The organism is Archangium sp. (assembly GCF_057119385.1).
Genome location: NZ_DBNGVP010000052.1, coordinates 13,243 through 39,720, shown reverse-complemented (window position 1 = coordinate 39,720; position 26,478 = coordinate 13,243). Strand labels below are relative to the sequence as shown.

The 26,478-nt window shown below is 69.4% G+C and carries 17 protein-coding genes; 10 read left to right on the top strand and 7 right to left on the bottom strand.

Annotated elements, in window-relative coordinates:
• Positions 1 to 96 precede the first annotated feature (96 nt).
• Both AC16DP_RS11875 and AC16DP_RS11870 read right to left on the bottom strand, forming a co-directional pair.
• Positions 97 to 1,296: a cytochrome P450 gene (locus AC16DP_RS11875; protein WP_329728343.1), complete on the bottom strand. Its 1,200-nt coding sequence runs from the start codon at positions 1,294 to 1,296 to the stop codon at positions 97 to 99.
• Positions 1,297 to 1,411: 115 nt separating this feature from the next.
• Positions 1,412 to 2,605: a cytochrome P450 gene (locus AC16DP_RS11870; protein WP_329728342.1), complete on the bottom strand. Its 1,194-nt coding sequence runs from the start codon at positions 2,603 to 2,605 to the stop codon at positions 1,412 to 1,414.
• A 164-nt stretch (positions 2,606 to 2,769) separates the two neighbouring features.
• On the opposite strand from AC16DP_RS11870, the gene uvrA reads away from it, so the two are divergent.
• Positions 2,770 to 8,070 (top strand): excinuclease ABC subunit UvrA, encoded by a 5,301-nt coding sequence (uvrA, locus tag AC16DP_RS11865; protein WP_329728341.1) that lies wholly within the window; start codon positions 2,770 to 2,772, stop codon positions 8,068 to 8,070.
• A 48-nt stretch (positions 8,071 to 8,118) separates the two neighbouring features.
• Here uvrA and AC16DP_RS11860 read toward each other — a convergent pair whose 3' ends face one another.
• Positions 8,119 to 9,060, bottom strand: coding sequence for a hypothetical protein (locus tag AC16DP_RS11860; protein WP_329728340.1), 942 nt, complete (start codon positions 9,058 to 9,060; stop codon positions 8,119 to 8,121).
• A gap of 139 nt (positions 9,061 to 9,199) precedes the next feature.
• Here AC16DP_RS11860 and AC16DP_RS11855 point away from each other — a divergent pair, with 139 nt between their 5' ends.
• From AC16DP_RS11855 to AC16DP_RS11820, 8 genes are all read left to right on the top strand, one after another.
• Positions 9,200 to 9,973 carry a double zinc ribbon and FHA domain-containing protein gene (locus AC16DP_RS11855; RefSeq protein ID WP_329728339.1) on the top strand — a complete coding sequence of 258 codons (774 nt, stop codon included), beginning with the start codon at positions 9,200 to 9,202 and terminating at the stop codon, positions 9,971 to 9,973.
• A 20-nt stretch (positions 9,974 to 9,993) separates the two neighbouring features.
• Entirely contained in the window at positions 9,994 to 11,952 is a 1,959-nt protein-coding gene (locus AC16DP_RS11850; protein WP_329728338.1) for an FHA domain-containing protein, read from the top strand.
• The gene (locus AC16DP_RS11845) at positions 11,949 to 13,199 is read left to right on the top strand and encodes a PP2C family protein-serine/threonine phosphatase (protein ID WP_329728337.1); all 1,251 of its coding nucleotides are present in this window, start codon (positions 11,949 to 11,951) and stop codon (positions 13,197 to 13,199) included. Before AC16DP_RS11850 ends, AC16DP_RS11845 begins: the two co-directional genes overlap by 4 nt.
• The gene (locus AC16DP_RS11840; RefSeq protein ID WP_329728336.1) at positions 13,199 to 15,376 is read left to right on the top strand and encodes a hypothetical protein; all 2,178 of its coding nucleotides are present in this window, start codon (positions 13,199 to 13,201) and stop codon (positions 15,374 to 15,376) included. Before AC16DP_RS11845 ends, AC16DP_RS11840 begins: the two co-directional genes overlap by 1 nt.
• Positions 15,377 to 17,452 carry a vWA domain-containing protein gene (locus tag AC16DP_RS11835; RefSeq protein WP_329728335.1) on the top strand — a complete coding sequence of 692 codons (2,076 nt, stop codon included), beginning with the start codon at positions 15,377 to 15,379 and terminating at the stop codon, positions 17,450 to 17,452.
• A 155-nt stretch (positions 17,453 to 17,607) separates the two neighbouring features.
• Positions 17,608 to 18,087, top strand: a complete 480-nt coding sequence (locus AC16DP_RS11830) for a hypothetical protein (protein ID WP_329728334.1) — start codon at positions 17,608 to 17,610, stop codon at positions 18,085 to 18,087.
• A 48-nt stretch (positions 18,088 to 18,135) separates the two neighbouring features.
• Positions 18,136 to 18,489 carry a hypothetical protein gene (locus AC16DP_RS11825; protein ID WP_329728333.1) on the top strand — a complete coding sequence of 118 codons (354 nt, stop codon included), beginning with the start codon at positions 18,136 to 18,138 and terminating at the stop codon, positions 18,487 to 18,489.
• A 134-nt stretch (positions 18,490 to 18,623) separates the two neighbouring features.
• Positions 18,624 to 18,767 (top strand): hypothetical protein, encoded by a 144-nt coding sequence (locus tag AC16DP_RS11820; RefSeq protein WP_329728332.1) that lies wholly within the window; start codon positions 18,624 to 18,626, stop codon positions 18,765 to 18,767.
• A 47-nt stretch (positions 18,768 to 18,814) separates the two neighbouring features.
• Here the strand turns inward: AC16DP_RS11820 and AC16DP_RS11815 are convergent, their stop codons facing one another.
• The 4 genes from AC16DP_RS11815 to AC16DP_RS11800 form a co-directional block, all read right to left on the bottom strand.
• Entirely contained in the window at positions 18,815 to 19,309 is a 495-nt protein-coding gene (locus AC16DP_RS11815; protein ID WP_329728331.1) for a serine/threonine protein kinase, read from the bottom strand.
• Positions 19,310 to 19,325: 16 nt separating this feature from the next.
• Entirely contained in the window at positions 19,326 to 20,249 is a 924-nt protein-coding gene (locus AC16DP_RS11810; RefSeq protein ID WP_483956702.1) for a DUF2381 family protein, read from the bottom strand.
• A gap of 297 nt (positions 20,250 to 20,546) precedes the next feature.
• Positions 20,547 to 21,452, bottom strand: coding sequence for a hypothetical protein (locus tag AC16DP_RS11805; RefSeq protein ID WP_329728329.1), 906 nt, complete (start codon positions 21,450 to 21,452; stop codon positions 20,547 to 20,549).
• A complete protein-coding gene (locus tag AC16DP_RS11800; RefSeq protein ID WP_329728328.1) occupies positions 21,449 to 23,065 on the bottom strand; it encodes an AAA family ATPase in 1,617 nt (538 codons plus the stop codon). The genes AC16DP_RS11805 and AC16DP_RS11800 overlap by 4 nt, the downstream gene beginning before the upstream one ends.
• Positions 23,066 to 23,253: 188 nt before the next feature.
• On the opposite strand from AC16DP_RS11800, the gene AC16DP_RS11795 reads away from it, so the two are divergent.
• Positions 23,254 to 26,478 carry a tubulin-like doman-containing protein gene (locus AC16DP_RS11795; RefSeq protein WP_329728327.1) on the top strand — a complete coding sequence of 1,075 codons (3,225 nt, stop codon included), beginning with the start codon at positions 23,254 to 23,256 and terminating at the stop codon, positions 26,476 to 26,478.

The window sequence follows — 26,478 nt, the reverse complement described above, 5'->3', positions numbered from 1 at the left end:
CTCCTGCCTTCTGTACAGCATGGACACGCGCACCAGACCGGGCAGGCACGGCGCAGGTGTCCCGAAGAAGGCAGGGCAGCCGGGCACTCTCCGGCGTCAGGCCGGCCAGGCCACGAGCGGAAGCTTCGCGGGGCCCCGGACGATCAGCGAGGAGTTCCACTGCACCGGTGCGTCTCCCGGGCCGAGGCCGGAGAAGCGGGCGAGCAGTGCCTCCACGGCCAGCCGTGCCTCCAGGCGTGCGAGCTGCGAGCCCAGGCAGAAGTGGATGCCGTGCCCGAAGGGGAGGTTCTGCGGACCGGGCCGATCCAGGTTGAAGACGTCCGGGTGGGGGAAGTGGCTCTCGTCGCGGTTGGCCGAGCCCATGAGGGTGAGCACCTGCGCGCCCTTGGGCACGCGCGTCCCGCCGAGCGCCACCTCCTCGGTGGCCAGGCGGATCATCCCGTGCACGGGTGGCTCGTGGCGCAGCACCTCCTCGATGAAGCGGGGGACGAGGAGGGGCTTCTCACGCAGCAGCGTCATCAGCTCCGGCTGGAGGTGGAGCCGGTGGGCGGCGTGACTGAGCAGGTGCAGCGTCGTCTCCAGGCCGCCGATGAGCAGCAGGAACATGAAGCCCAGCAGCTCCGTGTCCGTCAGGGACTCGCCCTCCACGCGCGCCCGCACCAGGTCGCTCACCAGGTTGTCGCCCGGGTTGCGCCGGCGCTCCTCCAGCACCTGCTCGAAGTGGCCGCGGGCCTCGTTCACCGTGGCGCGCATGGCCTCCTGCTTGTCGATGTCATCCGGGCCGATGCTGGTGAAGCGGGCCAGGTGCTCCGCCCAGTGCATGAGGCGCGGGTGCACCTCGGGGGACAGGCCCAGCAGCTCGCCGATGACGCCCATGGGCATGGGCGTGGCGAAGTGCTCCACGAAGTCCACCGGGCGGCCCTCGGGGATGGCCGCCACGAGCCGCGTCGCGAGTTGGCGGACGAAGGGCTCGATGCGGGTGATGACGGAGGCCCCGAAGGCACGGTTGATGAGGGCCCTCAGCCGCGTGTGGCGCGGCGGATCCATCACGAGCGCCGAGTCCGCCAGCGGGTAGTTGGAGATCCACGGAGGCCGGTACGCCTGACGGAAGCCCTCGGAGGCGAAGAGCTGGGGATTCTTCAGGACGAACAGCACATCATCGTGACGCGAGACCGCCCACATGCCCATGGGCTCCACCTGACTCACGGGCGCGTGGCGGCGCAGCTCGGCGTAGACGGGGTAGGGATTCGCACGCACTTCGGGTGCCAGCAGGTTCACTCGACTGGTACTGCTCATCGGTTGACCTCGGGGGTGATGCAGTGGGGGCCCCCATCGTAGGAGGTCTCAGAGCGGGTGCGCCACGAGCGGCAGGGACAGCGGACCGCGCACCACCAGGGAGGTGTTCCACCCGTCAGTCCGTATGCGCCGCGAGGGGCAGCAGGGTGGGCCCTCGCATCACCAGCGAGATGTTCCACCGCGCCGGCTCCTCGCCGAGCGTCAGCCGGGAGAAGCGGGCGAGCAGTGCCTCCAGCGCCAGCCGTGCCTCCAGGCGCGCGAGCTGGGCACCCAGGCAGAAGTGCACGCCATGCCCGAAGGGCAGGTTCTGCGGACCGGGACGGTCGAGGTCGAAGCGGTCCGCGTCGGGGAACTGCGCCTCGTCGCGGTTGGCCGAGGCCATCAGCAACAGCAGCCGATCTCCCCGGGGGATGCGCGCGCCGCCGAGCTCCACCTCGTCGGTGACCATCCGCACCACCCCGTGCACCGGGCCACCGTGGCGCAGCATCTCGTCGATGAAGCGGGGGAGGAGCTCCGGCTCCGCGCGCAGCCGCGCCATCAGCGCGGGGTCTTCCTGGAGCTTCAGCGCGCTGATGCTCAGCAGGTGCACCGTCGTCTCCAGGCCGCCGATGAGCAGCAGGAACATGAAGCCCATCAGGTCCGTCGCCGTCAGCGCTTCTCCGTCCACGCGCGCGCGCAGCAGGTCGCTCATCAGATCATCCCGCGGCGCGCGGCGGCGCTCCTTCAGCACCTGCTCGAAATGGCCGCGCGCCTCGTTCACCGTGGCGCGGATGCGCTCCTGCAACCCGGTGTCCTCCGGGCCCACGCTGGTGAATTGCGTCATCACCTCCGCCCACTGCTTGAGCCGCGTGTGGAGCGAGGGCGGAATGCCCACCAGATCTCCCAGCACGGCGATGGGCACGCGGATGGAGAAGGCCTCCACGAAGTCCACCGTCTGGCCCGCGGGCAGCGCGGTGGCGAGCTGCCGTGCGAGCTCCCGGATGCGGGGCTCCAGCCGGGTCATCACCGAGGCCCCGAAGGCGCGGTTGACGAGCGAGCGCAGCCGGGTGTGGTGCGGCGGATCCATGACGAGCATGGAGTCTGCCATGGGGTAGTTGGAGATCCACGCCGGGCGGTAGGTCCGCCGGATGCCCTCCGAGGAGAAGAGCCGCGGATTCTTCATCACGGTGAGGACGTCCGCGTAGCGCGCCACCGCCCAGAGCCCGCCGGGATCCACCTGGCTCACCGGGGCGCTCCGGCGCAGCTCGGCATAGAGAGGATAGGGGTTCATTCGCACCTTGGGTGCGAGCAGGTTCACTCGGCTGCTCATGGGCAGTCCTCGGGGGTTGTGGGGGGAGTGGCAAGCTAGATCGGCACCATGCCTGGACGGGGTGGATTGGATGGGACTGTACGGGATGACCCAACTGCCTGCTCGTTCCCACGTTACAGATTCCGTTGGCGAGCCTGACTTCCGCCGTTAAATCAGCGCCTCGCATGCACAAGACGCACCTCGTTGGCGCTCGCACCCACAATCTCCAGTCCCTCTCGGTGGACCTCGCGGAAGGCGAGCTGGTGTGCCTCACCGGCGTGTCTGGTTCCGGCAAGTCCAGCCTCGCACTGGACACCCTCTACGCCGAGGGCCAGCGCCGCTTCGTCGAGAGCTTCAGCCCGTACGCCCGCCAGTTCCTCGAGCGGCTGGAGAGGCCCCCGATGGACACCCTGGAGCCCGTGGCCGCGGGCGTGGCCGTGGATCGCCGCGCGCCGGTGAAGAGCTCGCGCTCCACCGTGGCCACCCTGGCGGACGTGGAGGCCTACCTGTCCGCCCTCTTCACCCGTGAGGCCATGCCGGTATGCCCCACCTGTGGGGTGGAGGCGGTGCGCACCGACGCGCGCGTGGCCGCCACCGCGGTGCTCGCCGCCGAGCCGGATGCCCTGGCCGTGCTGGCCTTCCCCCTGCGTATCGCGGACACCGCCGAGTTCCTCGACGTGCGCGCCCGGCTGTTGAAGGACGGCTTCCACCGGCTGGTGGTGCAGGGTGAGGTGAAGGAACTGGAGTCGCTGCGGCCCTCCGAGGCCACGGACTCGGCCGGCGTGGCCCATGTGGTGGTGGACCGGTTGAAGCTGGCCCAGGGGCAGCTCGGCCGGGTGACGGCGGCGCTGGAGTCGGCGTGGGCCATGGGCAATGGCGAGGCGGTGGCCTTCACGCCCTCGGGCGCCCGGCGCATCCGCCGCGGCCTGGTGTGCCCCAAGTGCTCGCGCGAGTTCGAGCAGGCCCGGCCCGGTCTCTTCAGCTACCAGTCCCCCACCGGGGCCTGCCCCACGTGCAAGGGCTTCGGCCGCACCATTGGGATTGATTGGGCCAAGGTGGTGCCCAACCCGTCGCTGAGCCTGGAGAAGGGCGCCATCCGTCCCTGGTCGGGCAAGACGTCCGAGTGGGAGCGGAAGATGCTGTTCCGCTACGCGCGCGAGCACGGCATTCCGCTGGACGTGCCCTGGGAGCGGCTCACCCCGGCGCAGCGCGAGCGGGTGCTGGAAGGGGAGGGGGACTACCACGGGGGCCGCTCGTACCCGGGCGTGCGCGCGTGGTTCCGCTGGATGGAGAGCCGCACGTACAAGATGCACGTGCGCGTGCTGCTCTCGCGCTACCGCGCCTATACGCTGTGCGAGAACTGCCAGGGGGCGCGTCTCAACGAGTCCGCGCGGGCCTGGCGCGTGGGCGGGTTGGACCTGGCCGCGTGGCACGGGCTGGAGCTGTCCGATGCCCGCGCGCGGCTGGACGCCCTGCGCACCCATACCGGCCAGGGCGAGCTGGTGCGCCGCGAGCTGGCCGGGCGCCTCGGCTACCTGGAGCGGGTGGGCCTGGGCTACCTCACGCTGGACCGGCCCGCGCGCACGCTGTCCGGGGGCGAGGCCCAGCGTGTGTCCCTCACCGCGGCGCTGGGAACGTCACTGACGGGGGCGCTCTTCGTGCTGGACGAGCCCACCGTGGGCCTGCACCCCGCCGACGTGGGGCCGCTCACCGGCGCCATGGCCGAGCTGGCCACGCGGGGCAACATCGCCCTCGTCATCGAGCATGATCCGCTCGTCGTCCGCTCCGCGCACCGCGTGTTGGAGCTGGGGCCCGGGGCGGGCAAGCACGGTGGGAAGCTGTGCTTCGACGGGACACCGCAGGCGCTGGCGAAGCGCGCGGACCTGCCCACGGGCCGGCTGCTGGCGGGCACCGGAGAGGTGAAGCGCGCGCCGCGAAAGCGCACGGGCGAGCTGGTGGTGCGCAATGCCCGGGCCCACAACCTCCAGGGTGTGTCCGTGAGCGTGCCGCTGGGCGTGCTGTGCGCCATCACCGGGCCGAGCGGCTCGGGCAAGAGCACGCTGATGGACGAGGTGCTGTACCGCCACCTGGGGCGCGCCCTGGGCGAGAAGGACGTGGAGGTGCCGGGCGAGGCGGACGGCGTGGACGGGCTGGAGGCGGTGGAGCGCGTCACCTTCGTGGATCAGTCGCCGCTGGGGCGCACCTCGCGCGGCAACGCGGCCACGTACACCAAGGCGTGGGACCGGCTGCGCGAGCGTTTCGCCTCCGAGCCCGAGGCCGAGGTGCGTGGGCTGACCTCGGCGCACTTCTCGTTCAACGTGGACAAGGGGCGCTGCGAGGCCTGCTCGGGCGAGGGCTACGAGACGGTGGAGATGCAGTTCCTCGCGGACGTGTCCCTGCTGTGCCCGGTGTGCCGGGGCCGCCGCTTCAAGGAGGAGGTGCTGGCCATCCGCCACCACGGCCTCTCCGTGGCGGACGTGCTGGAGTTGACCGTGGACGAGGTGCTCGAGCGCTTCGCCGGCGACAAGCCGCTGGTGCGCGCGCTGGGGCCCGTGTCCCGGCTGGGCCTGGGGTACCTGCCGCTCGGCCAGCCCCTGTCCACCCTGTCCGGTGGCGAGGCCCAGCGGCTCAAGCTGGCGCGCGCCCTGGCCAGCGAGGCGAAGGGCTCGCTCTTCCTCATCGACGAGCCGAGCGCCGGCCTGCACGACGCGGACGTGCGTCAGGTGCTCGCCGCGCTGCACGAGCTGGTGGACCGTGGCGCGAGCGTCGTCGTGGTGGACCATGACCTCGTGGTCATGCGCGGCGCGGATTGGATCATCGACCTGGGCCCGGGGGGTGGCCGCAATGGTGGGCGCCTGGTGGCCGAGGGCACGCCGGAGCAGCTCGCCCGGAGCAAGGGGCTCACCGCGGCGGCGCTGCGCGGGGAGCTGGCCGAGCCGGTGGTACCGGGCAAGCGCGGCAAGGGCCTGGCGGAGGCGGCTCCCGCCATCGAGGTGGAGCACGCGCGTGAGCACAACCTGCAGGAGGTGTCCTGCCGGATTCCGCTCGGGAAGATGACGGTGGTGACGGGGCCGAGCGGCTCGGGGAAGAGCTCGCTCGTCTTCGACGTGGTGTTCGCGGAAGGGCAGCGGCGCTTCCTGGAGACGCTGACGCCGTATGCGCGCCAGTTCCTCCCCACGATGCCGCGGCCGGACGTGGAGCGCATCAGCAGCATTCCGCCTTCCGTGGCACTGGAGCAGCGCACCTCGCGCGCGGGCGCCACGAGTACGGTGGCCACCGTCACCGAGGTGGCCCACTACCTGCGCCTGCTGTTCGCCAAGCTGGGCCAGCCCCACTGCCCGCAGGACGGCGAGCCCATCGCCGCCACCACGGCCGAGGCCCTCTACGCGCAGCTCACCGCCATGAAGGGGGACGGCACCGTGCTCGCTCCCGCCGTGCGCGCGCGCAAGGGCACCTACCTGGACGTCTTCACCGCCGCCGCCCGCGCGGGCATCGAGACCGCCATCGCCGACGGCAAGGTGGTCTCCACGGACCAGCCGCCCCAGCTCGTGAAGTCGCGCGAGCACGACATCGACCTCGTCATGTACCAGGGCAAGCTGGCGAAGCTGCCGCGCGAGGTGTTCGACAAGGCCCTCACCTGGGGCAAGGGCGCGCTGAAGGTCCGCTCCAGCGGGAACAAGGAGACGCTCCTGTCCAGCGAGCGCACCTGCCCCGTCTGTGGCTTCTCCGTGCCGGAGATGGACCCGCGCTGGTTCTCCTTCAATACGAAGCAGGGCCGGTGCGTGGACTGCGAGGGGACGGGGGTGGACGGGGGCGCGGAGGCGCTGGCCGAGGGCCGCTCGGAGCCGTGCGGCACCTGCGAGGGCTCGCGCCTGGAGCCGGTGCCGCGCGCCGTGAAGCTGGAGGGGCAGCGCTACCACGAGGTGGTGCAGCAGTCCGTCACCGCCGCGCTGGAGCAGGTGCGCGGGTGGAAGTTCAAGGGGGACCGGGCGCTGCTCGGCGAGCCGTCCCGCCAGGAGCTGCTGCGGCGCATGGAGTTCCTCGACCGCGTGGGGCTGGGCTACCTGTCGCTGGACCGGAACGCGGCCACGCTCTCGGGTGGAGAAATGCAGCGGCTGCGGCTGTCCGCGCAGCTCGGCGCGGGCCTCACCGGCGCCATGTACGTGCTGGACGAGCCCACCATCGGTCTGCACCCGCGGGATACGCACCGGTTGCTGTCCAACCTGCGCGCGCTGGTGGACACCGGCTCCACCGTGCTGGTGGTGGAGCACGACACGGACACCATCCGCGCGGCGGACCACCTCGTGGAGCTGGGGCCCACGGGTGGCCGCGGGGGTGGGCGCATCCTCGCCGAGGGGCCGCCCGAGAAGGTGCTGCAGACGGAGGATGCTCCCACGGCCCGCGCGCTCCGTGAGCCCGCGGTGGTGGCGGGCACGGCTCGGGGAGCGCCGGAGAAGTGGGTGGAGCTGAAGGGGGCTCGCGCCAACAACCTGAAGGGGGTGGACCTGCGCATCCCCGTGGGCCGGCTCACCGTGGTGTCGGGCGTGTCGGGCTCGGGGAAGAGCACCCTGGTGCGGCAGGTGCTGTACCCGGCCCTGCGCGAGAAGCTCGGGCTGGTGACGACGCGCCCGGGGGCCTTCAAGTCGCTCACGGGCGTGGAGGCCATCCGCCGTGTGCTGGCCGTGGACCAGTCGCCCATCGGGCGCACGCCGCGCTCGGTGCCGGCCACCTTCCTGGGACTCTGGGACGAGCTGCGCCGGGCGTTCGCCGCCACGCCCGAGGCCAAGCTGCGGGGCTTCTCTCCCACGCGGTTCTCGTTCAACAGCACGTCCGGTGGACGGTGCACGGCGTGCGAGGGGCAGGGGGCCATCTCCCACGAGATGTCCTTCCTCCCGGACGTCGTCACCCCGTGCGAGGCCTGCGGCGGAGCGCGCTTCGACGCGGCCACGCTGGAGGTGCGCTACCACGGGTTGACGATTGGCGACGTGTTGCGCCTGTCGGCGGACGAGGCCAAGGACGTCTTCCACGCGCTGCCCAAGGTGGCCGCGCCGCTGTCCTGCCTGTCGGACCTGGGCGTGGGGTATCTGCAGCTCGGCCAGGGCTCGAACACGCTGTCCGGTGGTGAGGCGCAGCGGTTGAAGCTGGCCGCGGAGCTGACCGCGTCCACCCGGCATGAGCCCACGCTGTACGTGCTCGACGAGCCCACCACGGGTCTGCACCTGGGAGACGTGTCGAAGCTGATCTCCTTCCTGCGCCGGCTGGTGGACCGAGGGGACACGCTGGTGGTCATCGAGCACCACCCGAACGTCATCGCCTCGGCGGACCACGTGGTGGAGCTGGGGCCCGAGGGCGGCGAGGCGGGTGGCACCCTCGTGGCGGAAGGGACGCCGCAGGACGTGGCGAGGCTGAAGACGGCCACGGGCCGGGTGCTCAAGTCCGTGTTCGCCGCCGATGAGCCGCTCCGGAAGGCGGCGCGGGGGCGGTGATGGGGCGGGGGGCTCGGCGCCAGGGCCGCGTGAGCTCGCGCGAGGGGCTCAGAGGTTGCTGAACCCTCCGCCCGTCCAGGTGTGGACCGCGATGTACAGGCAGTTGCTCGGGTCGCGGTAGTGCTCGGAGATGTGGCGGACCAGGGCCTCCACACCCCCGGGTGCCCGCACGAAGCACCCCGAGGGGGATCTGAAGATCCCCAGGGAGTACGCGCCCGGCTTCAGCTCCAGCGGCTCCAGGCGCGCGATCTCCGGATCCGCGAAGAACGTCGCGCACGTGGGCCCGCCCTTCGCCGCCTGCTCGCGGCAGCGGTTCTCCCAGTCCTTGAAGATACACTGCAGGTGGAGCGCTCCCTCCGGGGCGCGCAGGAGCACCAGCGGGCTCTGGGTCGCGGAGAAGCGGGCGCGCAGCGGGGACAGCTCGAGCCTGTCCTGCTCGATGACCAGCCGGTACTGGTCCTCCTGTCCGCCGTGCCGCAAGCGGAGCGTGAAGGTGCCACGCACTGTCTCGGGCAGCACGACCAGACCGGATGCGGGGCCGATGGCGGCCAGACAGGGCCCGGGCCGGAACCTCACTTTCTCCACGTCGATGCGAAGCTCGCCCGCGGCCATGCTCAGGCGCGCGGGGATCTCATAGCCGAGGCAGCTGTAGTTCTGCACCGAGGTCAGTCGAAGTTGGAGGGACGTCCCCTGTCCGGACGGTGTGGGCAGTTCGTAGAGCTGGAGCCGCAGCCACGCCTTCTCCGCCGGAGGGGGAGGCAGCAGCTCCGGCGCCACGGTGGGCTGCCTCGCCACGCAGGCAAGGGAGCGGACCTCGGCGGGAGGCTCGGGCGGTGGCGAGGGCGATGGAGGGGGCGGCGCGATGGCCTCGGGCGGGGGCTCCTGGGGTGCTGGGGCCGGGGCACGGACCGCGGGCAGGCACGCTCCGGTGAGCAGCAGCAGACAGGTCAGGGCGGGGAGGGCACGTGGCCAGGTGGGGTGGGGGCTCATGAGGATTTCCTCTCCGATGCATGAACGCGCGTGCCCGCTCCGGGGTCTGCAATCGCGACCTGACTCGTTCGTAGGGGCCTGGGGGCTCGTCCGGCTGGAGTTTCCTCCGGGGCGTGCCCTAGAGTCGTGACCGCCCCTCATGCGCTGTCCTTCCTGTCAGAACGAGAACGATGCCGGTGCCGCCTACTGCGATATGTGCGGCATGGATCTGGCGCCCGCCAGTCCCGCTCCGGGCCCCGTGAGCGCCCCCGCGCCGCAGCCGCCCCAGCCGGTCAACCCGCATCAGAAACGCCGCACCGTCTTCGAGCCGGATCCGGCGGCCCCTCCGCCTCCGCCCGCGCACCGGGGCGCGGACTTCTTCGCCAATCCGCCTCCGCCCCGGCCCACCTTCGACCCGCGCGATCCGTTCGCCGCCGCGTCCATTCCTCCCACCCGTCTGTCCGCTCCGGCCCCGGCTCCCGCCGCCATGCCGCCGGCTCCTCCTCAGCCCGCTCAGCCCGCTCCCCCTCCGGCCGCCGCCGCTCCGCGCCCCAAGGCCCGGACCATCGTGGACATGGGCAGCGAGAGCCCGGCCGCCGCGGGGCTCGTGCGAGGTGCCCTCTTCGAGTACCGCGGCCCCACCGACCCCGGCCGCGTCCACCCGCTGCGCGCCGGGCGCAACGTGCTCGGCCGCAACGCCGACTGTGATGTGGTGCTCGACGACGGGCGCGTGAGCGGCCAGCACGCCTTCCTCTTCATCCGCGCCGAGGATGCCTCGTTCATCGACGTCTCCAGCAATGGCTCCATCGTCAACGGCGCCGTCGTCCACGGGGAGCAGATCGTCCTGCAGAACCAATCGGTGATCACCCTGGGCGGGACGACCCTCGTGCTCGTCATCGTCCCCGAGCAGCTGCTGTCCCGCCGCTCCCAGTGAGCGGGCGAGGGGGGATGTCCATGCATCGCACAGTCACCATGCTCGCGGGCCTGCTCGCCGCGCTCCTCGTGGGCGCGCCCGCGGCCGCCGCCGACAACGGGCTCACCGTGCTCGTGGCGCCTCCCGCGTCCAACGGGCACATGCGCCTCCAGGTCGAGGTCACCGACCCCGCCCTCCAGAAGGAGCTCCGAGCCTCGGGGGCCTCGCAGGACCGCTTCCGCGTCGCCGTGGACCAGGCCGGCGCGCAGGTGAAGTCCGTGGCCCGGATGGCCGACTCCCCGAAGGAGCGCCGCTACACCGTCCTGGCCTTCGATCAATCCAAGTCGTTCGCCACGTACTGGCCCCAGGCCTTCGATCTCGCGGAGGCGTATGCGGACGAGCTCGGCGCCCGCTCCCGCAACCACACCGTGGCGGTGATGACGTTCGGGAAGAGCAAGTCCACCCACTGCGAGGAGACCACCGCCGCCGGGCTCCGGACGTGTCTGGCGCGGGTCGAGGCGCTGGGCACGGACCAGCCCGTCACCCGGCTCAAGTTCTACATCCAGCAGGCGGTGCGAGAGGCCGCGCGCGAGCTGCCGCTCCAGCGAGGGGGCTCGCGCGAGGTCATCGTCTTCACCGATGCCGGCGAGGAGTCGCCCGCGCTCAAGGTGAAGGACCTCGCCCGCGAGGCGCGTGAGCGGGGCGTGCGCATCCACGTGGTCGTCTTCAGTGCGCGGAGCGCGGGCAGGGGGATCGCGCAGCGGCTCGACGAGATGTCCCAGCTCGCCGAGGGCTCCGGCGGCCGTTACATCCAGGTGGGGGACGTCGATGAGCGGCAGGCCGTCACGGGGCTGGTGGGCGCGCTGGAGAACCTCTACTGGCTGGACGTGGCCTTCTGCGGCGTGAAGCCCGGGCAGACCTCGGACCGGCTCTCCGTCGAGGCGCTCGTGGGCCAGACCCCCACCGCCTGGAGCGACCCGATCTCCTTCCGGCAGAGGGCCGAGGGCCCCGCCACCGCCGCTTGTCCGGGCACGGTCGTCATGGGCCCCTCGCAGGCGCAGTCCGGCGCCTCGACCAGGCCCGGCACGTCCGGGTCCGCGAATCCTCCGGGGACCACGCCCGGCGCGGGTTCCCCGGCGCAACCGGGCACGGCGACCGGCAGCCCCGGGACGACGGCACAGCCCGGTGGCACGACGCCGCCTGGTGGCGCCATGGGGACTCCCGGTGGAACTCCTCAGCCCGGCGGAGTACCGGGCGCTCCTGGGATGGGGGGCCCGGCCGGGGCTCCGGGTGCGGATGCGGCCCCGAGTGGATTGCCCTGGTGGCTGATCGCGCTCCTCATCGCGTTGGGTCTGCTCCTGCTGATCGCGCTCATCGTGTTTCTGGCCCGGCGCCGTCCGGAGCAGGCCGCCGCTCCGGCCGCGAATCCCTCGCCGCCCGTGGCCGCGCAGCCCGTCGCTCCACCGCCCGCGGCCGAGCCTCCTCCCGCGCAGCCCGAGCCTGCTCCGGCCGCGCCCGCGGCGTGGAAGGATCCTTTCGCCACGCTGCCGGAGACGCGGCTGGTGGTGAGCAAGGGGCCTCCCGGGCTGGAGCCGTTCTACCGGGTGCACAAGTCCTCGTTCACCATCGGGGCCCGGCAGGGCGAGATGGATCTCGCCGTCAATCTGCCCCAGCTCAGTGGCCACCACGCGACGGTGCAGCTCTTCAAGGCGGGCAACGTCTTCGTGAAGGACGAGCACTCCACCAATGGCACCTTCGTGGACGGGCGCCGCCTGAATCCGGGCGAGCGTGTCCAGGTGCTGCCCGGCCAGACCATCCGCCTGTCGCAGCACCTCGAGCTCACCCTGGTGCAGCCCGGGCTCCAGCCCGCCGAGCCTTCCGCGCAGGTGCCCATCGCCGCGGCTCCTCCTTCGGCGCCTCCCGCCGCTCAACCGTCCGCCGAGGCCCCCCGGGCGAAGGCGAGGACCCTCTACGCACCCGCGAGGGGAGATGACGAATGAGCCTCCCGCTCTACATCCACGGGAGTTCCGATGTCGGGCGCCAGCGCTCGCAGAACGAGGACTCCTACCGCATCGGTGCCCAGCCGGACGGCTCGCGGCTGCTCGTCGTCTGTGACGGCATGGGCGGTCACGAGGCCGGTGAGGTGGCCAGCCAGGTGGCCAGCGATCGCCTCGTCGAGGTGCTCTCCGCCAGCCCGCCCGACAATCCGCCGCGCGCGCTCTACGAGGCGTTCGTCGCGGCCAACCAGGCGGTGCTCGAGGCCGCGAGCACCCGGGGCGCGCCGGGCATGGGCACCACGGGCGTCATCGCCTGGGTGATGAGCTCGCGCTGCTACGTGGGCTGGGTGGGTGACAGCCGCCTCTACCAGTTCCGTGACGGCCGGCTGATCGACCGGACGCGGGACCACACGCGCGTGGCGCAGATGGTCGCCCACGGCATCCTCACGGCGGACGAGGCCCGGAACCACCCCGACTCGCACGTGCTCGTGCAGGCGCTGGGCGGCAGCCCGGGCGTGCAGAAGAGCTTCAAGCCCGAGGTGTGGACGGAGCCGCTGGAGCTGCGCTCGGGCGACGTGGTGCTGCTGTGCAGCGACGGGCTGTACGACCTCATCGAGGACCACGAGCTGTACCCGCTCATCGAGGGGCGGGACTACCAGGACGCGGTGACGCGGCTCATCCAGACGGCCAACGAGCGCGGGGGGGCCGACAACATCACGGTCATCTTGCTCGTGGCGGGACAGCCCGAGGTGCCGCGCATGGTGAAGGCGCCCCAGGCGGCCCGGCGCGAGACGCTCCCGGACGGCATGCCGATGCTCGCGCCCGAGCTCACGCCCGCGCCTCCGGTGCAGGCCTCGTCCGAGGAACCGGCCCCACCGGCGCCAGCGCCCCGGAGGCCGGAGCCCACGGCTGAGGTGATGCCAACGGCGGCGGCTCCGGCCGAGCCCGTGCCGTCGGGGAACGCCGGACGCCGTGTTCCCCTGTGGTGGCTGCTCGCGACGGGCATCCTGACCATGGGCGTGGGAATCGCCCTGGGGCTGGGAGCGGGCAGCACGTCGCCGTCGCCATCGACTCCGACGGCGCCAGCGCCCGTGCAGGGCACCACCTCCGTGGTGGAGGTGGACGGTGGAACGGAGCAGGACGCGGGCGTTGCCCGGTCTGGACCTCCCGAGAGCATGGGGACGCCTCACACCACGCCGGTACCGGCTCCGGCCGGGAGCCCGCAGGTCACGGAATCCGGAGGAAAGTGATGCTGCGCGCGCTCGCGGCGCTGGTCGTCCTCGTGCCGCTCCTGTGGGCCGTGCCCGCCGGGGCGCAGGCCGGGGAGACCTACTGTGTCGGAGGCTATGAGGGGACTCCGCCGCAGGTGCTGCCCGCGTGCGGCATGCCGGACGTGCACGCGATGCACCGCAAGTGGCACTACCACAACTGGGTCACCAACGGTCAGGAGTGCTTCGTCTGTTATGACGAGGAGGACTCCACCTGCGAGACGAAGTTCCTCCGGCGCAACCGTGGTACCTGGCGGCGCGCGGATCCGTACGAGTGCGCGCGGCTCTACGGGGAGAAGCACGGTGCTGGCAACGTGGTGGAGCACGTCATCAACGGCGAGCCCGTCACGTCCGCTCCGCCGCCCCCGCCGATGCAGCTCGAGGCCCGGGTGGAGCGCATCTCCCCTGGGCCCTACACCGCCGGGGACAAGGTGACTGTGGTGGGCGCGGTCCGCGACGAGAGCGGAGCGCCGCGTCCCCTGACGGGCGGAACCTTCCGTGTCACCGACGCGAGCGGCAAGACCTCCGAGCACGAGGGCACCGTGCAGCCGGACGGCACCGTGTCGGGCGGGTTCTCGCTCCCCGCCTCCGACTCCGTCCGCATCGAGTTCGTCCCCAAGCTGCCGTCGCTCGGCGGGAACGAGAAGCTGCGCGCGGCGGCCTCCGAGGCCCAGAGCCTGAAGGTGGAGGTCTGCGGCTTCCGGGCGCGCGTGGTGCAGCCCACCGAGCACGAGGCGCTCGTGTCGGGCCAGGCCATCGCGCTGGGTGCCCGGCTCTTCGATGCGGCGGGACAGGTGCCGGTGACGTCTCCGCCCGCGGGCCTCTCGCTGGAGTTCACCGTGCAGGTGGACGGGGAGAAGCCACAGGTGCTGAGGGCGGACGGTGCGCTCTCGACCACGTGGACACCGCCCGCGTCTCCCAAGCCGCGCGAGGTGCGATTCAGCGCGGGGGGGCGCACGGGCGAGCGCGTGGTGTGTCCCGCGGGCGAGGTCTCCGCCACGGTGAGTGACCTGGGGCTCGGCTTCGATACCTCGGAGCTGCCGCGCACGTGCTACGTCGGGCTTCCCTGCAAGGGGACGGTGCGGCTCATCCGGCCCGAGCCGGGGACGAGCCGCCAGCAGGTGGACGCGCTGCTCGCGAACCCCAAGGTGGAGGTGCGCGTGGTGGACACGGGCGAGGAGCGCTACCGGGGGCCGCCGCGAGCGGATGACCGGTACGAGTTCTCCGCCACCTACGGCGAGCCCGGAGCCGCGAGCTGGTCCATCGTGTTCCAGACGCCAAAGGGGCCCGTGAGCATGCCCACGCACGAGGTGCGGGTGCGTCCCCAGCTGAAGCTGGAGCTGCCGGCGGAGCTGGACTTCGGCACCGTGACCGCGGGCGCCTCGGTGGCGGCGGCGTGTCAGAAGCTCGACTTCAGCGGCTCGCAGGGAGCCGAGGAGCACAGCTGGGAGCTGCGTGCCGAGGGGCTCGGCGGCTGCCAGTCGCGTCCGGTGCTCCGCTTCCGCAACGCGCTGGGGCAGGAGGATGCGCATGGACTGGGGTCCTCGCTGAAAATCGAGGCGTTGGATCCCAAGAACCGGTGGCTCGACATCTGCCTGGAGGTGCCGCGCTGTGCCGGGGAGGTGTCACCGGACTCGGCCGTGCTGCGCGTGGTGCCGCTGACCGCCGAGTTCAAGGCGCAGGAGAAGACGGTGCGCCTGCGCTGGAAGGTCGAGGGCCGGGGCTTCCTGGGCTGCCATGGCGCGTGGGTGTGGCCCACGCTGGCGCTGCTCGGCTTCGGGCTGGTGGTGGCCGGCTTCACCCAGCCCGCGCGCTTCCCGCCCGGAGCGTCCATCCGCGTGGCCGGGAGCGAGCGCGGCATGCGTCAATCGGCCGCCATCCTCCTGCAGGCCTGTCCTGGCAGCAGCCCCGGCTTCTACCGCGACGCCCGGTTGGGCCTGCACGGGGACGGCGAGGTGAATGGCCGGACCCGGAACGTGGTCATCCTCCTGCGCGCCACCAAGGGCGCCGGGGTGGTGCTGACGGGCCTGGGACCCCTGGAGCAGCAGGACCGCCGCACGCTCCAGTGGGAGCCGGTGACGGACCTGGCGCAGGGGCATGTTCCTTCTCCCTCGGTGCTGTACCGGGCCGGGGGCACGTACTTCAAGGTGGAGCTCTAGATGATGCTCGCGCAACTCGTCCTGCCCCTGCTCCTCACCGGAGCGGCGGGCGGGGGCAACGAGATCGTCCTCATCCTCGACAACTCGTGCTCCATGGGCGTGGAGTCCCGGGACGACCAGGGGCACCGGTATCCGCCCAATGATCCCGAGCGCGCCGCGGTGCTCGGGACGCTCATCGTCGAGGGCCTGGCGCGAGGCTCGGCCGACCACGTGAGCGTGCTGGCCTTTGGTGACAACGAGCGGGACCCGCCCCGCCCGGCACAGAACGCGGATGCCATCCGTGCGCTGCCCTACTCGCAGGGCACCTTCTACAAGCGCCCGCTGGAGGAGGCGGGGAACCGGTTGCGGAGCTCGACGCTGCCGAACCGGCTGTTCCTCTTCTTCACGGATGGAGCCCCGCAGGACCTGAGGGATCCCTCCGAGGGCCCTCGGGCACTGGGGGTCTCCGAGGGCGCTGACTTCGAGACGCTGGTCATCGGGCTCTTCGGCAGTGAGGAGATCCGCCAGACAGGCGAGCAGTTCCTCCGGCCATTGGTGCGCAATCCGCAGGACCTGGTCTTCGTCCAGAAGCCGCGCGAGGTGATCGAAGCCTTCACGCGGGGCTATGCGCGGGTGCTCGGCTCGAGGCCGGAGACGGGCTCGCTGTCGCCGGGCGAGTCGAAGACATTCGCGGTGGGCAAGTACGTGGTGGAGGTGCTGGTGGCCACGGCGTCGGCCTCGCCCGGGCCCGCGTACACCGCGAAGCTGGAGGGCCCCCAGGGCAACGTTCCCGCGCAGGCCTCGGGGGACAACGGCTGTCCGCCCGGTGTCCGTTACGGAGGCGCGCCGAAGCTGTGTCAGCCGCCGCACCGCCACTACCAGGTGTTCCGCGCGCCCAACTCACCGGACCAGCCGAGCCGCTGGACGCTGTCGTTGCCGAAGGGCTCGGGTGACATCGATTACGGCCTCATCCTCCGTTACGATCTCGAGGCCTCGCTGGCGGTGCCGGCGACGGCGCGGGTGGGGGAGCCGGTGCGGCTCGATGCACGGATGCTCTTCCGGGGGAAGACGTTCGACGACGAGTCCTTCTTCCAGGCGGACGGCTTCGCGGCGGTGGCCACGGTCGAGGGCCAGGAGGTGCCACTGCGTCACGAAGGGGGAGGGCGCTTCGTGGCGGACTGGACGCCCACGCAGTTGTCGCGGGACGGTGCGCCCACGCCGGTGCAGGTGACGTTCCGCAATGCGTGGATGGAGCAGCGCGCGCGCCGGACGGTGCAGGTGGAGGGCTTCCTCGACTTCGCGCTGGTGCCGGATCCGGCGTCCATCGATCTCGGCCAGTGGCGGGGCGAGCGCGGCGAGACGCGCCGGTGCGCCATCGTGGACCTGTCCCGTTCCACGAACGCGGACCGGGTGCCCATCACCTGTACCGCGCAGGGGACCATCACGGAGGGCGTGCTGAGTTGTGGTCCCGTGGCGGGTTCGGAGGCGGACCTGGGGAATGGGCGCAAGGGACAGCCGCTCAAATATGAGGTCTGTTTCGTCGCCGAGGGCTGCTGCGGCCAGATGGAGCCACAGGGGCTCGGGGTGCACTTCTCCGCGACGCATCCGCATTACGCCGCCTCGGCGGTGACGGTGCCGACGGTCGTGAAGGTGGAGGAGACGGGCTTTCTGCGCTGCTGGTGGCCGTGGCTCGCGTTCGCGGCGGGAATGCTTGGCTTTGGCTGGATCGTCGCGGGCTTCGTGCGGCCACATGATTTCGATCCGGCGGCGAGCGTCTACGTGGCGGGCTCGGAGCTGGGGCTCAAGCGCGCCTCGGCGCTCACGTTGCGCGAGACGCCTGGGGGGACCCGGGGCTTCTACCGGAACGCGCGGATGTGCCTGAACGCGGGCGGAGACTTCGTGCGCTCGCCGCGTGCGGCGGTGCTTGTATTGGAAGCGGGGCTGGGGGGCTCCACGCGCTTCGTCACCGCCGCGGGACTGGAGCGCAAGGTGCAGCGCACCGGGAAGTGGGAGCCCGTGCCGGCCGAGGAACTGGCCATCGGGTACACGCCCAACACGGTGTACCGGCTGGGCAGCCTGTACCTGAAGTGGAGCTGAGTGCCGGGGTCTCGGTTATGGCTGCCTGCGGGCTGGTATGGCCAATTCCGCTGTTGGACACCTGACGGATGGTCTTGGGGCCACAGCGGCGGCTGCGTCCATGTGACAGAGTGGATTCGGAAGGCCACCTGGCACACACTCAAAGGCGGTAGCGCATGAGGCGGACGGGGCTGAACTGGAATGTTCTGGTCGTTGCCGCCGTGGCGGCCGGCATGGGATGTGCCCATTCGCAACGGCCGGAATCTCGAATCTACGTCATCTCCGAGGACGCTCACGGAGTCGGCACTGCTCTTGGAACTGGCGGCTCTGGCTTCCGTAACTGCGAAGCAGAGGAGCGTGAGTGTTACGACGAATGCTGGAACGCGGAGCCACGGCCATATCCTCACACGAAGAAGGATGGCTGGTATCGTGAGTATTGCACCAGGGAGTGCCGCAAGCTTTACAATGAGTGCGAAAAGTCAAATGAGCAGAAGGCGAGGGAACTGAAGTTCTCGCGTATGGATGAGGCGGTTGATTGGATCAGGAATCACAAGGCTGAAGTAGCTCTTGGGACTGTCGTCATCATCGCCGGTGTTGCCTTTGTCCTCACAACAGGCGGTTCTGGCGCGCTGATTCTGGCTCCTCTTGCACTCTAAACCTGTGCTCCAATGACCTATAATCCAGAATTTGATGTTGAATCAGTGATGAAGACGCTCGGCACCGTGAGCGACAAGTACCCGAAGGGCTCGCCGGAAGAAGAAGCGCTCCGAATCGCTGCGGTGTCGCTGCTCTATGTCCGAGACATCGACAAGCTGGAGGACTACCGCAACTACTTCCGGGAGTTTATCGCTGGCAAGCCACTGACCATTTCTCACGCATTCGCGACGAGAGAAGACGCGGATGCGGTGCTCGCCAGTGGTGTGGTCGATGATGGCGCGCTCGTCACCATTGGGGGTCAAGGGTTCACCGTACTCAGGGGGGTGAAAGGGTGGAGATTCCTCCGGACGCGTCTGCCAGACGAGCTTGAGCCCCCTCCAGACAAGCCAGACCCCCAGTAGGAGCCGGGCCGCTCTGATGCACGCGCTGGCGGAGAACTTCGGGGTGGGCCCCTGGAGTGACGTGGCGCCCGTGCTGGGCACGTGCCTGCTGCTGCCGTTGCTGCTCGTTGGCTTCGCATGGCCAGCGGGGGGCCTTGCTCCGCTTCGCCGGGTCCCTGCTCACCAGCGGGCTGCTGAGCTTCGTGTCGATGATCCTCCGCCAGGGCGTGCCGGTACCGGCGCGTTACGTCGGTGCCGGGCAGCCCAAGTCAGGAGTGGGCGTGGAGCCGGGCCAGTAAGGGTCCCCGGGATGGGGTAATGCCTGCACGGACAAACCCTGACTGCCTTACCGGAACGATTCGACGACGAACGCGGAGGCGACGGAGGCATTGAGGATGGCCGTCCCTGATTTCGACTCGGGCCGCTTCCTGAACTGGCCGTCTCCAAGTCGAGCCACGGCGCAGATGGGAACCTTGTCGCCGTCCAGAGGATGCGCCTCGTAGTACCGGATGACGACCTGTGGCCCTCCTGTCCAGACCCATCCGTACAAGCGCGCGGGAGCCTCGATCGTTCCGAAATCGTCCTGCAAGACGCTCTCGATGGGTCCGTCGTAGATCGTGATGGGCCACGCCCCCATCTGGTTGGCATCGAGCTCCACGAGCGCCGCGTCCCCGACATGCAACTTCAGATACCGCATGACCTCGAGTGCCTTCGCCGGGCATGCCTCCGGGCCGGGAGTGCCGTCCGGGCGCAGCGTGATGCCGCCGGGGGTCGTGGTGCATCCGGAAGACGCAAGAAGGACGAGTGCGGAAAAGAAGAGAAGCAACTTCAACGTGGGCATGATCGCCGCTCCTGAATTAGCGAATGAGGCGGCGGTCCAACAAGATGGCTACTTGCCGGAGCCCATCGCCTCGGAAGATTTCCAGAGTCAGATCAACGAGGCCCTCTTGCGAGACAAAAGCACTCTTGTCCGCTACGACGGCGAGCGCGCCTGACGCTCCCGGGATGATCTCGGATGGGTTCATTCGGAGCGCGAAAGGCCTGGCCGTGTGCGAGGTCGAGTCAGCCGTCAGCCGAGTCTCTCCGAGCGTCCAGGGTTGATCGGAGTACGTGTTGTTGAGGTTGACCACGACCGCGGCCTTCCCCTTCCCCGAGAAGAGCTTGATCACCATGGAGGTATCTCCATCCTTGAGGGTGAGGGTCTTCTCCAGGCGAAAGGGCACTGCTTTCACCGCGCCATTGGCCAGAAGCGTGGCGTAGGCGTGGTCGATCGAGTTCTCCTCCTTGCGGTAACGCTCGTTCTCCTCGCGGAGCTCTCGCTCTCTATCGAGCGCGCGATACAGGGATGAGAGCACCGCGTCGTACCCTTCGCGGTTCTCGAACACGTTCACCTGTTGGTCCACCTGGCGGTCGCTGTAGGCCTGTGGGTGTGCGGTCACGATGAACGGGAGCTCTGTCCCATCCGTGAGCGTCACCTGGAGCAGGAAACGGTCGCTCGGCGTGAGGTCGCGCAGTGGGTACAGCAGCACGAACCTGTCCCGGCAGATCAAGGGCTCGAAGTGCCCCTTCCATCCCAGCATGCTCGTCCGCGCGGGGTCACAGTCCTTCTCCAGGCGGAGGACGGTCGCGGTCTGGCCGCCGACGTACACCTTGGGCGCCTCGGTCCTCGGATGCTCCGAGAGGATGAGGGTCCGCTCGGTGGGCGCGCAGACCTGGGGGACGGCCTCGGATGCCACGAGGACGAGCAGCAGGGGGAACCGGAAAAGTAGTGGATGACGCATGGCGCAGACTAACCTAACAGGGCATGTCGCGAGGAGCCACAAGGCACAAGCTTCTTTTCCACCCCCATCTCGTGCAGGAGGCGTTCCTGTGCGCAACGGAGCGTTACTTGGGGGCACCGTGAGTTCTCGCGCGCTGCTCAGGATGTAGGGGGGCCGGGGTTTTTATCCATCGCTCTTCGGCGAGGTTGGGGCAGAACTCCACTAGCTTTCCCAGGGGGGTGGTGGAACTCCAGGCCTTGCTGCTGCCACGCATCCTTGATGGGCGCTCTGACGCCCGTCATCCCGGTACTTGACAGATCAGTCACACGACCAACCGGTCGTGTCGGCGAGTCGGCTTTGTTTCCCGGTGGGCGTGTGGTGAATGTCTCCGATCTTGCCTTCGGGGCGCACTTCCCACTGGACGATGTTGAGCTGACCTAGCCCGATGCTTTCGGCCAGCTTCGGATCAGCGATGTACACATCCCAGTGACGACCCCCACCCGTGGCGGGGCGAGCCCAGCCATTGTCTCGCACGTCGATCCAGGCGGGTTTGGACTGCATCGTCCGGAACGGCTCGACATGTCGGCGCCACCATTTCTCAGGCGGGCAGAAGGGAAATCGGGCTCCATCGGATTGCGCAGGTAGGCTCTCGTCAAAGCGCTGAGTCCAATCCACGAGGAGATTGCGTGGGTTGCGGATGCATGGAATGGTGCATTGAGGTTGGCCGGTCACCTGAATGTAGAGGCGCCAGCGCATCTTCTCCACGAGTTCGCAGCGGCCTGTCGCGTATGTCTTCTGGTTACGGCCTTCGAAATGACGTACCAGTAGAATGAACGGTCCCCCAAGCAGGGCACAGCCGATGAGCAGTTGCTCCATCTGCTCCAGCCAGCCGCTGCCAAGTCTTGGCCAGTCGAAGAGCTGTTTGACACCCCAGACCTTCTTGCGGCTGCCAGCAGGGGCCACCGGGAGGTTTTGTGGCACTGCAAGTGAGCGCAAGGTGTCGAGGCCCGCTTTCAACTCACGACCGCCAACACGTTCCAGAGGACGCACCAGTTCCTGTTGCATCCTCTTCCAATAGGGCCCGGCTGCTACCACCTGGTAGCCGCGTTGGCGGCAGACGCGGACCGCATCTGCCACGAGGCGGGTGAGTTCCGCATCTTCATCGGCGGAGAGGCGATCCGGCACCTGGGTGAGAAAGAGGGCGGGATCCAAGATGACCTTCACGGTTCCGGTTCCTCCCCCACGTCATGCTCAACGGGCGCCTCGTCTGGAGGAGGTGCCTCCACGGCCATCGTTTCTTCCGGCTTGTCCAGCGCGGCATGGTAGATGGATCGCTCCTCACCGGTGGCTTCATCCATGAAATCCGAGGGCCACTCCTCCAACCCTCCGCGTGTCGTCAGGCGCGCGACCTGGACCTCGGACTCGCCTCCAGTCTGCTCGACCTGGAGGACTCGGATGTTCTCGAGCAGCCAGCGCTCCAACTCACTGCCAGCTCCGGCTCGTGCGATGAGTCCACGCAGGCGCCGGACAAGATGGTCGCTGTGAGTCTCGACCAGGAGCTGCCGACGGGCCATGGCCAGTGCCACCAACCAGTGGGCGAGGCGCGTTTGAACTTTCGGATGGAGGTGGGCCTCGGGCTCCTCGAATGCGCAGTGGCCATAGCTGGGGCACTTCTCTCGATAGGTTTCGAGGTCGAGTGGGCCCGTGGTCTTGAACCTCAGAGGATCGGAGATCAGACCCAGCTGGATGACGGGTAGCAGGTAGCTGAGCCCTCGTCCGACGTGCTGGAGGTTTGCTCGGCCGAAGAGGAGCCTGAAGCCCACGTCCCTGACCTCTTCGACTTCGAGAGACGTATCCACTCCCAAGGCTCGTAGGACATCGTTGACGCCATCTACGAGGGCACTCTCGCGGATGGTGTCGGGAATGACGACCTGATCGTCTTTCAGGTGCAGCGGGGGAAGGTAGTGCACGGCATCAGCCCGGCGTGCATGGAGCATCTGAGCTGCATACTCACCGCTGATTCCGATCTCCTCTGGAGGCACCGTCGCGGGCCGGTACAGGGAGGGCGGAAGCGTTCTGATCGATCCAAGATAGGAGAATCCCGTCAGGAGTGCCTTGAGATCTTCCAGCGGTTGGGCAAAGAGCAGCAGAAAGGCATTATGCCAGGACCGTTGCCGGTCGCGAGGTCCAACGTTGCGCCGCTCGATGAGCAGATAGGGTAGGAAGTGCTCCAGCTCGACGCTCAGCTTGCTTGCGTGTTGGTATTGTGACCATCCCTTAGAGTGCCAGAAACACGCGTATTGGCCTGATTCCTGATGTCGCCCTATGAAAAAGGATGGCTTTGAATTCTCTTGCAATGAGGCGAGCAGGATGCTTTTGAGGATTGTTTTGCCGTTAGACTCGGCATATTCCAGCGTTAGGCGAGTTGTCACTGAACGGAACTTTGGAGTTGCGGCATCCATCAGCCACTCAAGGCCTGTATTGCCACGGAGTTCAGCCAGGTCTGGTGAACGGGCCTGCTCCAATGCGGCGTCGATGTCCACCGTGGACGTCCACTCGAGGCTGAAGGACGGCCCCTGGATTTCCGGTCCCTCGGGCCAGCCGGACGTCAGCTCCCTCAGTGACAACGCGTCCACCATGCCCTCCAGATGCAAGGGCACTTCGGGGCGTGGTAGGGCGAGCGTCTGCTTCAGTAACAACAGGGCCTGGATGAGGGTGCTCTTGCCGCTGTTGTTTCGCCCCAGCAGTACCGTCAGGGGCGCGAACTCCACACGGGTCCGCTTGCGGTAGCTCTTGAACCGCTCGATTTCAATCGCCGTGAGCCGTGCGTTCGCCATGGACCTCGCCTACTCCTGATTGAAGGAGCCCTCGTAGCACACGCTTCCTCCGCGTCCACCTGAGAGCCGAATCTCCACGTGAAGGCCGGGCGCACCACGAGTATTCCTCGGCCCCCAGGACACGCCACCGCATGCTATAGCATGCTCCCACTCTCTAGCTGCTGTGGAGCTGACTGAAGGGGGATGTCTTGGGGCTGCTCGCGACGGAGAAATTCAACCCCACGTTGTTCGTGGGGCTCGGTGGTAACGGCGGGAAGATCGTCCAGTTGCTCGCCGGCCGGTTGCGCCGCCATCCCAACTGGGAGCGCATCAAGTCGATGACCCATTTCGTGGCCATCGACACCAACAAGGACGACCTCGACAAGCTCAAGGACGTCCCGGTGGAGAACCGCTTCCTCATCTCCGCCTTCGACGCGCGCGCCTATATCGAGCGCAAGCGCGGCCAGCGCGAGCTCCAGGAGGACAAGCTCGTCACCCAGTGGGTCCCCTCCACCTACCAGTTCCGCTCCACCCAGGGCGCCGGCGCCGGGCAGATCCGCATGGAGAGCCGCCTGCGCCTCTACTACAACCTCGAGGAGGACCGCCGCGGCATCCGCAAGGCCCTCCAGAAGCTGCTCGACGAGTCCACCCGCCGCGAGAACCCCTGGCGCGACAACGAGAACCGCGTCGTGCGCGTCATGCTCTACGGCTCCGTGGCCGGCGGCACCGGCTCGGGCGGCTTCCTGCCCATGGCCTACCTGCTGCGGCGCATGGTGCTCGACGCGGGCTGGGGCCGCCCCAACGTCACCGGCGTGCTCACCCTGCCCACCGCCTTCCTCGACAAGGTGAAGCCCCAGCTCCACCCGGACATCCTCGCCAACGGCTACGCCGCCCTCAAGGAGCTGGAGTTCCTCAACCGCCAGCTCGACTACGCCGGGGGCTCGGGGGAGATCGAGCTCCACTACGACCCGGGCAGCCAGGACCGCGACCGCCAGGTCGTCGGCGAGCGCCCCTTCACGCTCACCTACCTCATCGACCGGCCCGACCAGCTCTCCATCGAGAAGTACGAGAACGCGGTGGCCGATGCCTGCTACCTGCAGATCTTCTCGCCGCTGCTCGGCGCGCAGGCCGGCGAGTACGACAACTACGAGAAGCACCAGAAGAAGCTCGCCCTGGGCCACTTCTCCGTGCACTACGGCTCGTTCGGCACCGCGCTGCTGCAGCTGCCCCGCCGCGACCTCCTCAAGTACGCGGGCCTGCGCTACGTGGCGAGCGCCTTCCGGCAGTTCCTCTGCTTCGGCGCGGACCACCCGGACTTCCAGGTGCCCTACGGCGACCCCGCCTTCCAGCGGCTGGAGCCCAACGAGAAGAACCGCCGCATCGACGAGAAGTTCAAGGGCTACGTGGCCTTCCGCGCCTCGGACGAGGAGCGCCGCGACGAGAAGGGCCAGTTCTACGGAATCCAGCAGCAGATTGGGAAGGGCGGGAAGAACCTCGGCGAGGCCTTCCGCGAGAAGCTGGAGGCCATCTTCGGCCGGCTGGACGAGCAGATCGACATCCCGGACGTGGAGAAGCAGTCCATCAACCCGGGCAACCCGTCGCTGAGCCGGGCCATCGCGGTGCTGCGGCGGGCCAAGGACGAGTCGCGCGCCCGCGTGTGCGGCGAGTACCTCGAGGCCCAGCGCGGTGACGTGCGCACCGGCCGCTTCTTCGAGTCCTTCTTCAAGGAGTACGAGGTCAACCCCATCGCCCAGCGGCTCTTCCTCGTGCGCCTGCTGGAGCAGTCCTTCGTCGTCCCCTTCAAGGACCCGGAGGAGGGCGCCTACCTCAAGGCCGAGGGCGCGCCGCCCGACCTGGACAGCCCCGAGCTGCGCCAGGAGATCGCCCGGTTGGACTCGGAGATGACGAAGCAGGCGCAGCCCGGCTTCTTCCAGAGCCTCACGGACCGGGACAACAAGGCGTTCGCCGCCGCCAAGCTGCGCGCGGTGGCCAAGGTGGAGAGCTGGGCCAACGAGTTCCGCGACGAGATCAAGCGCTTCTTCTGGAAGTCCTTCGAGAGCGAGCTGCGCAAGGACGCCGAGGCCCGGCTGGAGTCCTTCCGCAAGGTGGCCCAGGTGGCCGACGAGCGCGCCCGCGACGCCGAGTCCCAGGCCGAGCGCTTCCGCAAGGACCCCGCCGCGGTGGACGCGGGCTCGGACGTGGCCCAGTACTACCTGGACGCCGAGGTGCTCCGCGATGACCGGCGCCGCGAGCGGCTGTGGAAGGAGTTCTACAGCCACAAGCTCGACAGCGACGCGAACTTCCGCGTGGCCGACATCTTCGACTCCGTCACCGAGGCCTTCACTCCGGTGCGCGACCCGAGCGGCCAGCTGCGCGCCCGCGACGCCAACGAGATCGTCCAGCACGTGCGCGGCAAGCTGGAGACCCAGGCCCTGCAGGTGTACGGCCGGGTGATGGAGGAGATGGGGCTGGACCTGGCCACGGGCCTGGACCTGGAGCAGCGCTACATCGCCCTGCACAAGGCCGGGAAGGACCTGGAGGAGCTGCGCCGCAAGGGCAAGCTGGAGGACGAGCTGCGCGCCGTGTCCGCCACCGAGGTGCGCCGTGGCATCGAGGACCGGCTCAAGCGCCTGTCCGACGAGTGCGTGCTGCTGGCCCATATCGACGCCACGCGCCGCGATGATCCCACGGTGACGCCCGCGGACGTCTTCTACGCCGGCCTGCACGACAAGTACGCCAGTGACGAGGAGGGCTCGCTCTGGAGCGTCCTCAAGGGCGTGGTGTCCGGCACCCACCGCGTGGCGGGCTGGGAGGAGCGCGATTCGCTGGTGCTCTACCGCGCGCTGCTCGGCGTGCCCGTGTACTGGTTCAAGAACGTCCAGTCCGACCTGTACTCCGGCTACAAGCGCGTGCGCGACGACAAGAACCGCACCTATCCGCTGCACATCGAGGCGGTGTGGGAGTCCTCGCCGGGCCTGCCGGACCTGGATCCCGTGGAGCTCAAGCGCGCCGAGGAGCGCCGCACCGCCGAGCGCTCGGCCCAGGCGACCCGCGAGGCCCGCGACGCCCGCCTGCGCGCCTTCACGCTGTGCGCCCTGTTCGGCGGCATCTCGCGCGACGACGAGGGCTACCACTGGAGCTTCGCCGGCACGAAGAACAAGCTGGCGCCGGACCGGGCCCGTGCCTTCGAGGCCTTCGAGTCCCTGGACCCCGTGCTCCGCGGAGACCTGGAGAAGAACGCCCGCGACTCGTGGACGAGCGCGACGGCGGAGCGGCCCTCTCGCGGCAAGCTGCTGGAGGAGGTGCAGGCCCACCAGCGCCGCCTCACCGAGGCCTACGCGCGCGCCGTCTCCGAGCAGAAGGACGCCGAGCGCCGCTTCCTCCAGGACGAGCGCAACGTGGTGGAGGCGCTCGCCGCCGAGCTGAGGAGCTAG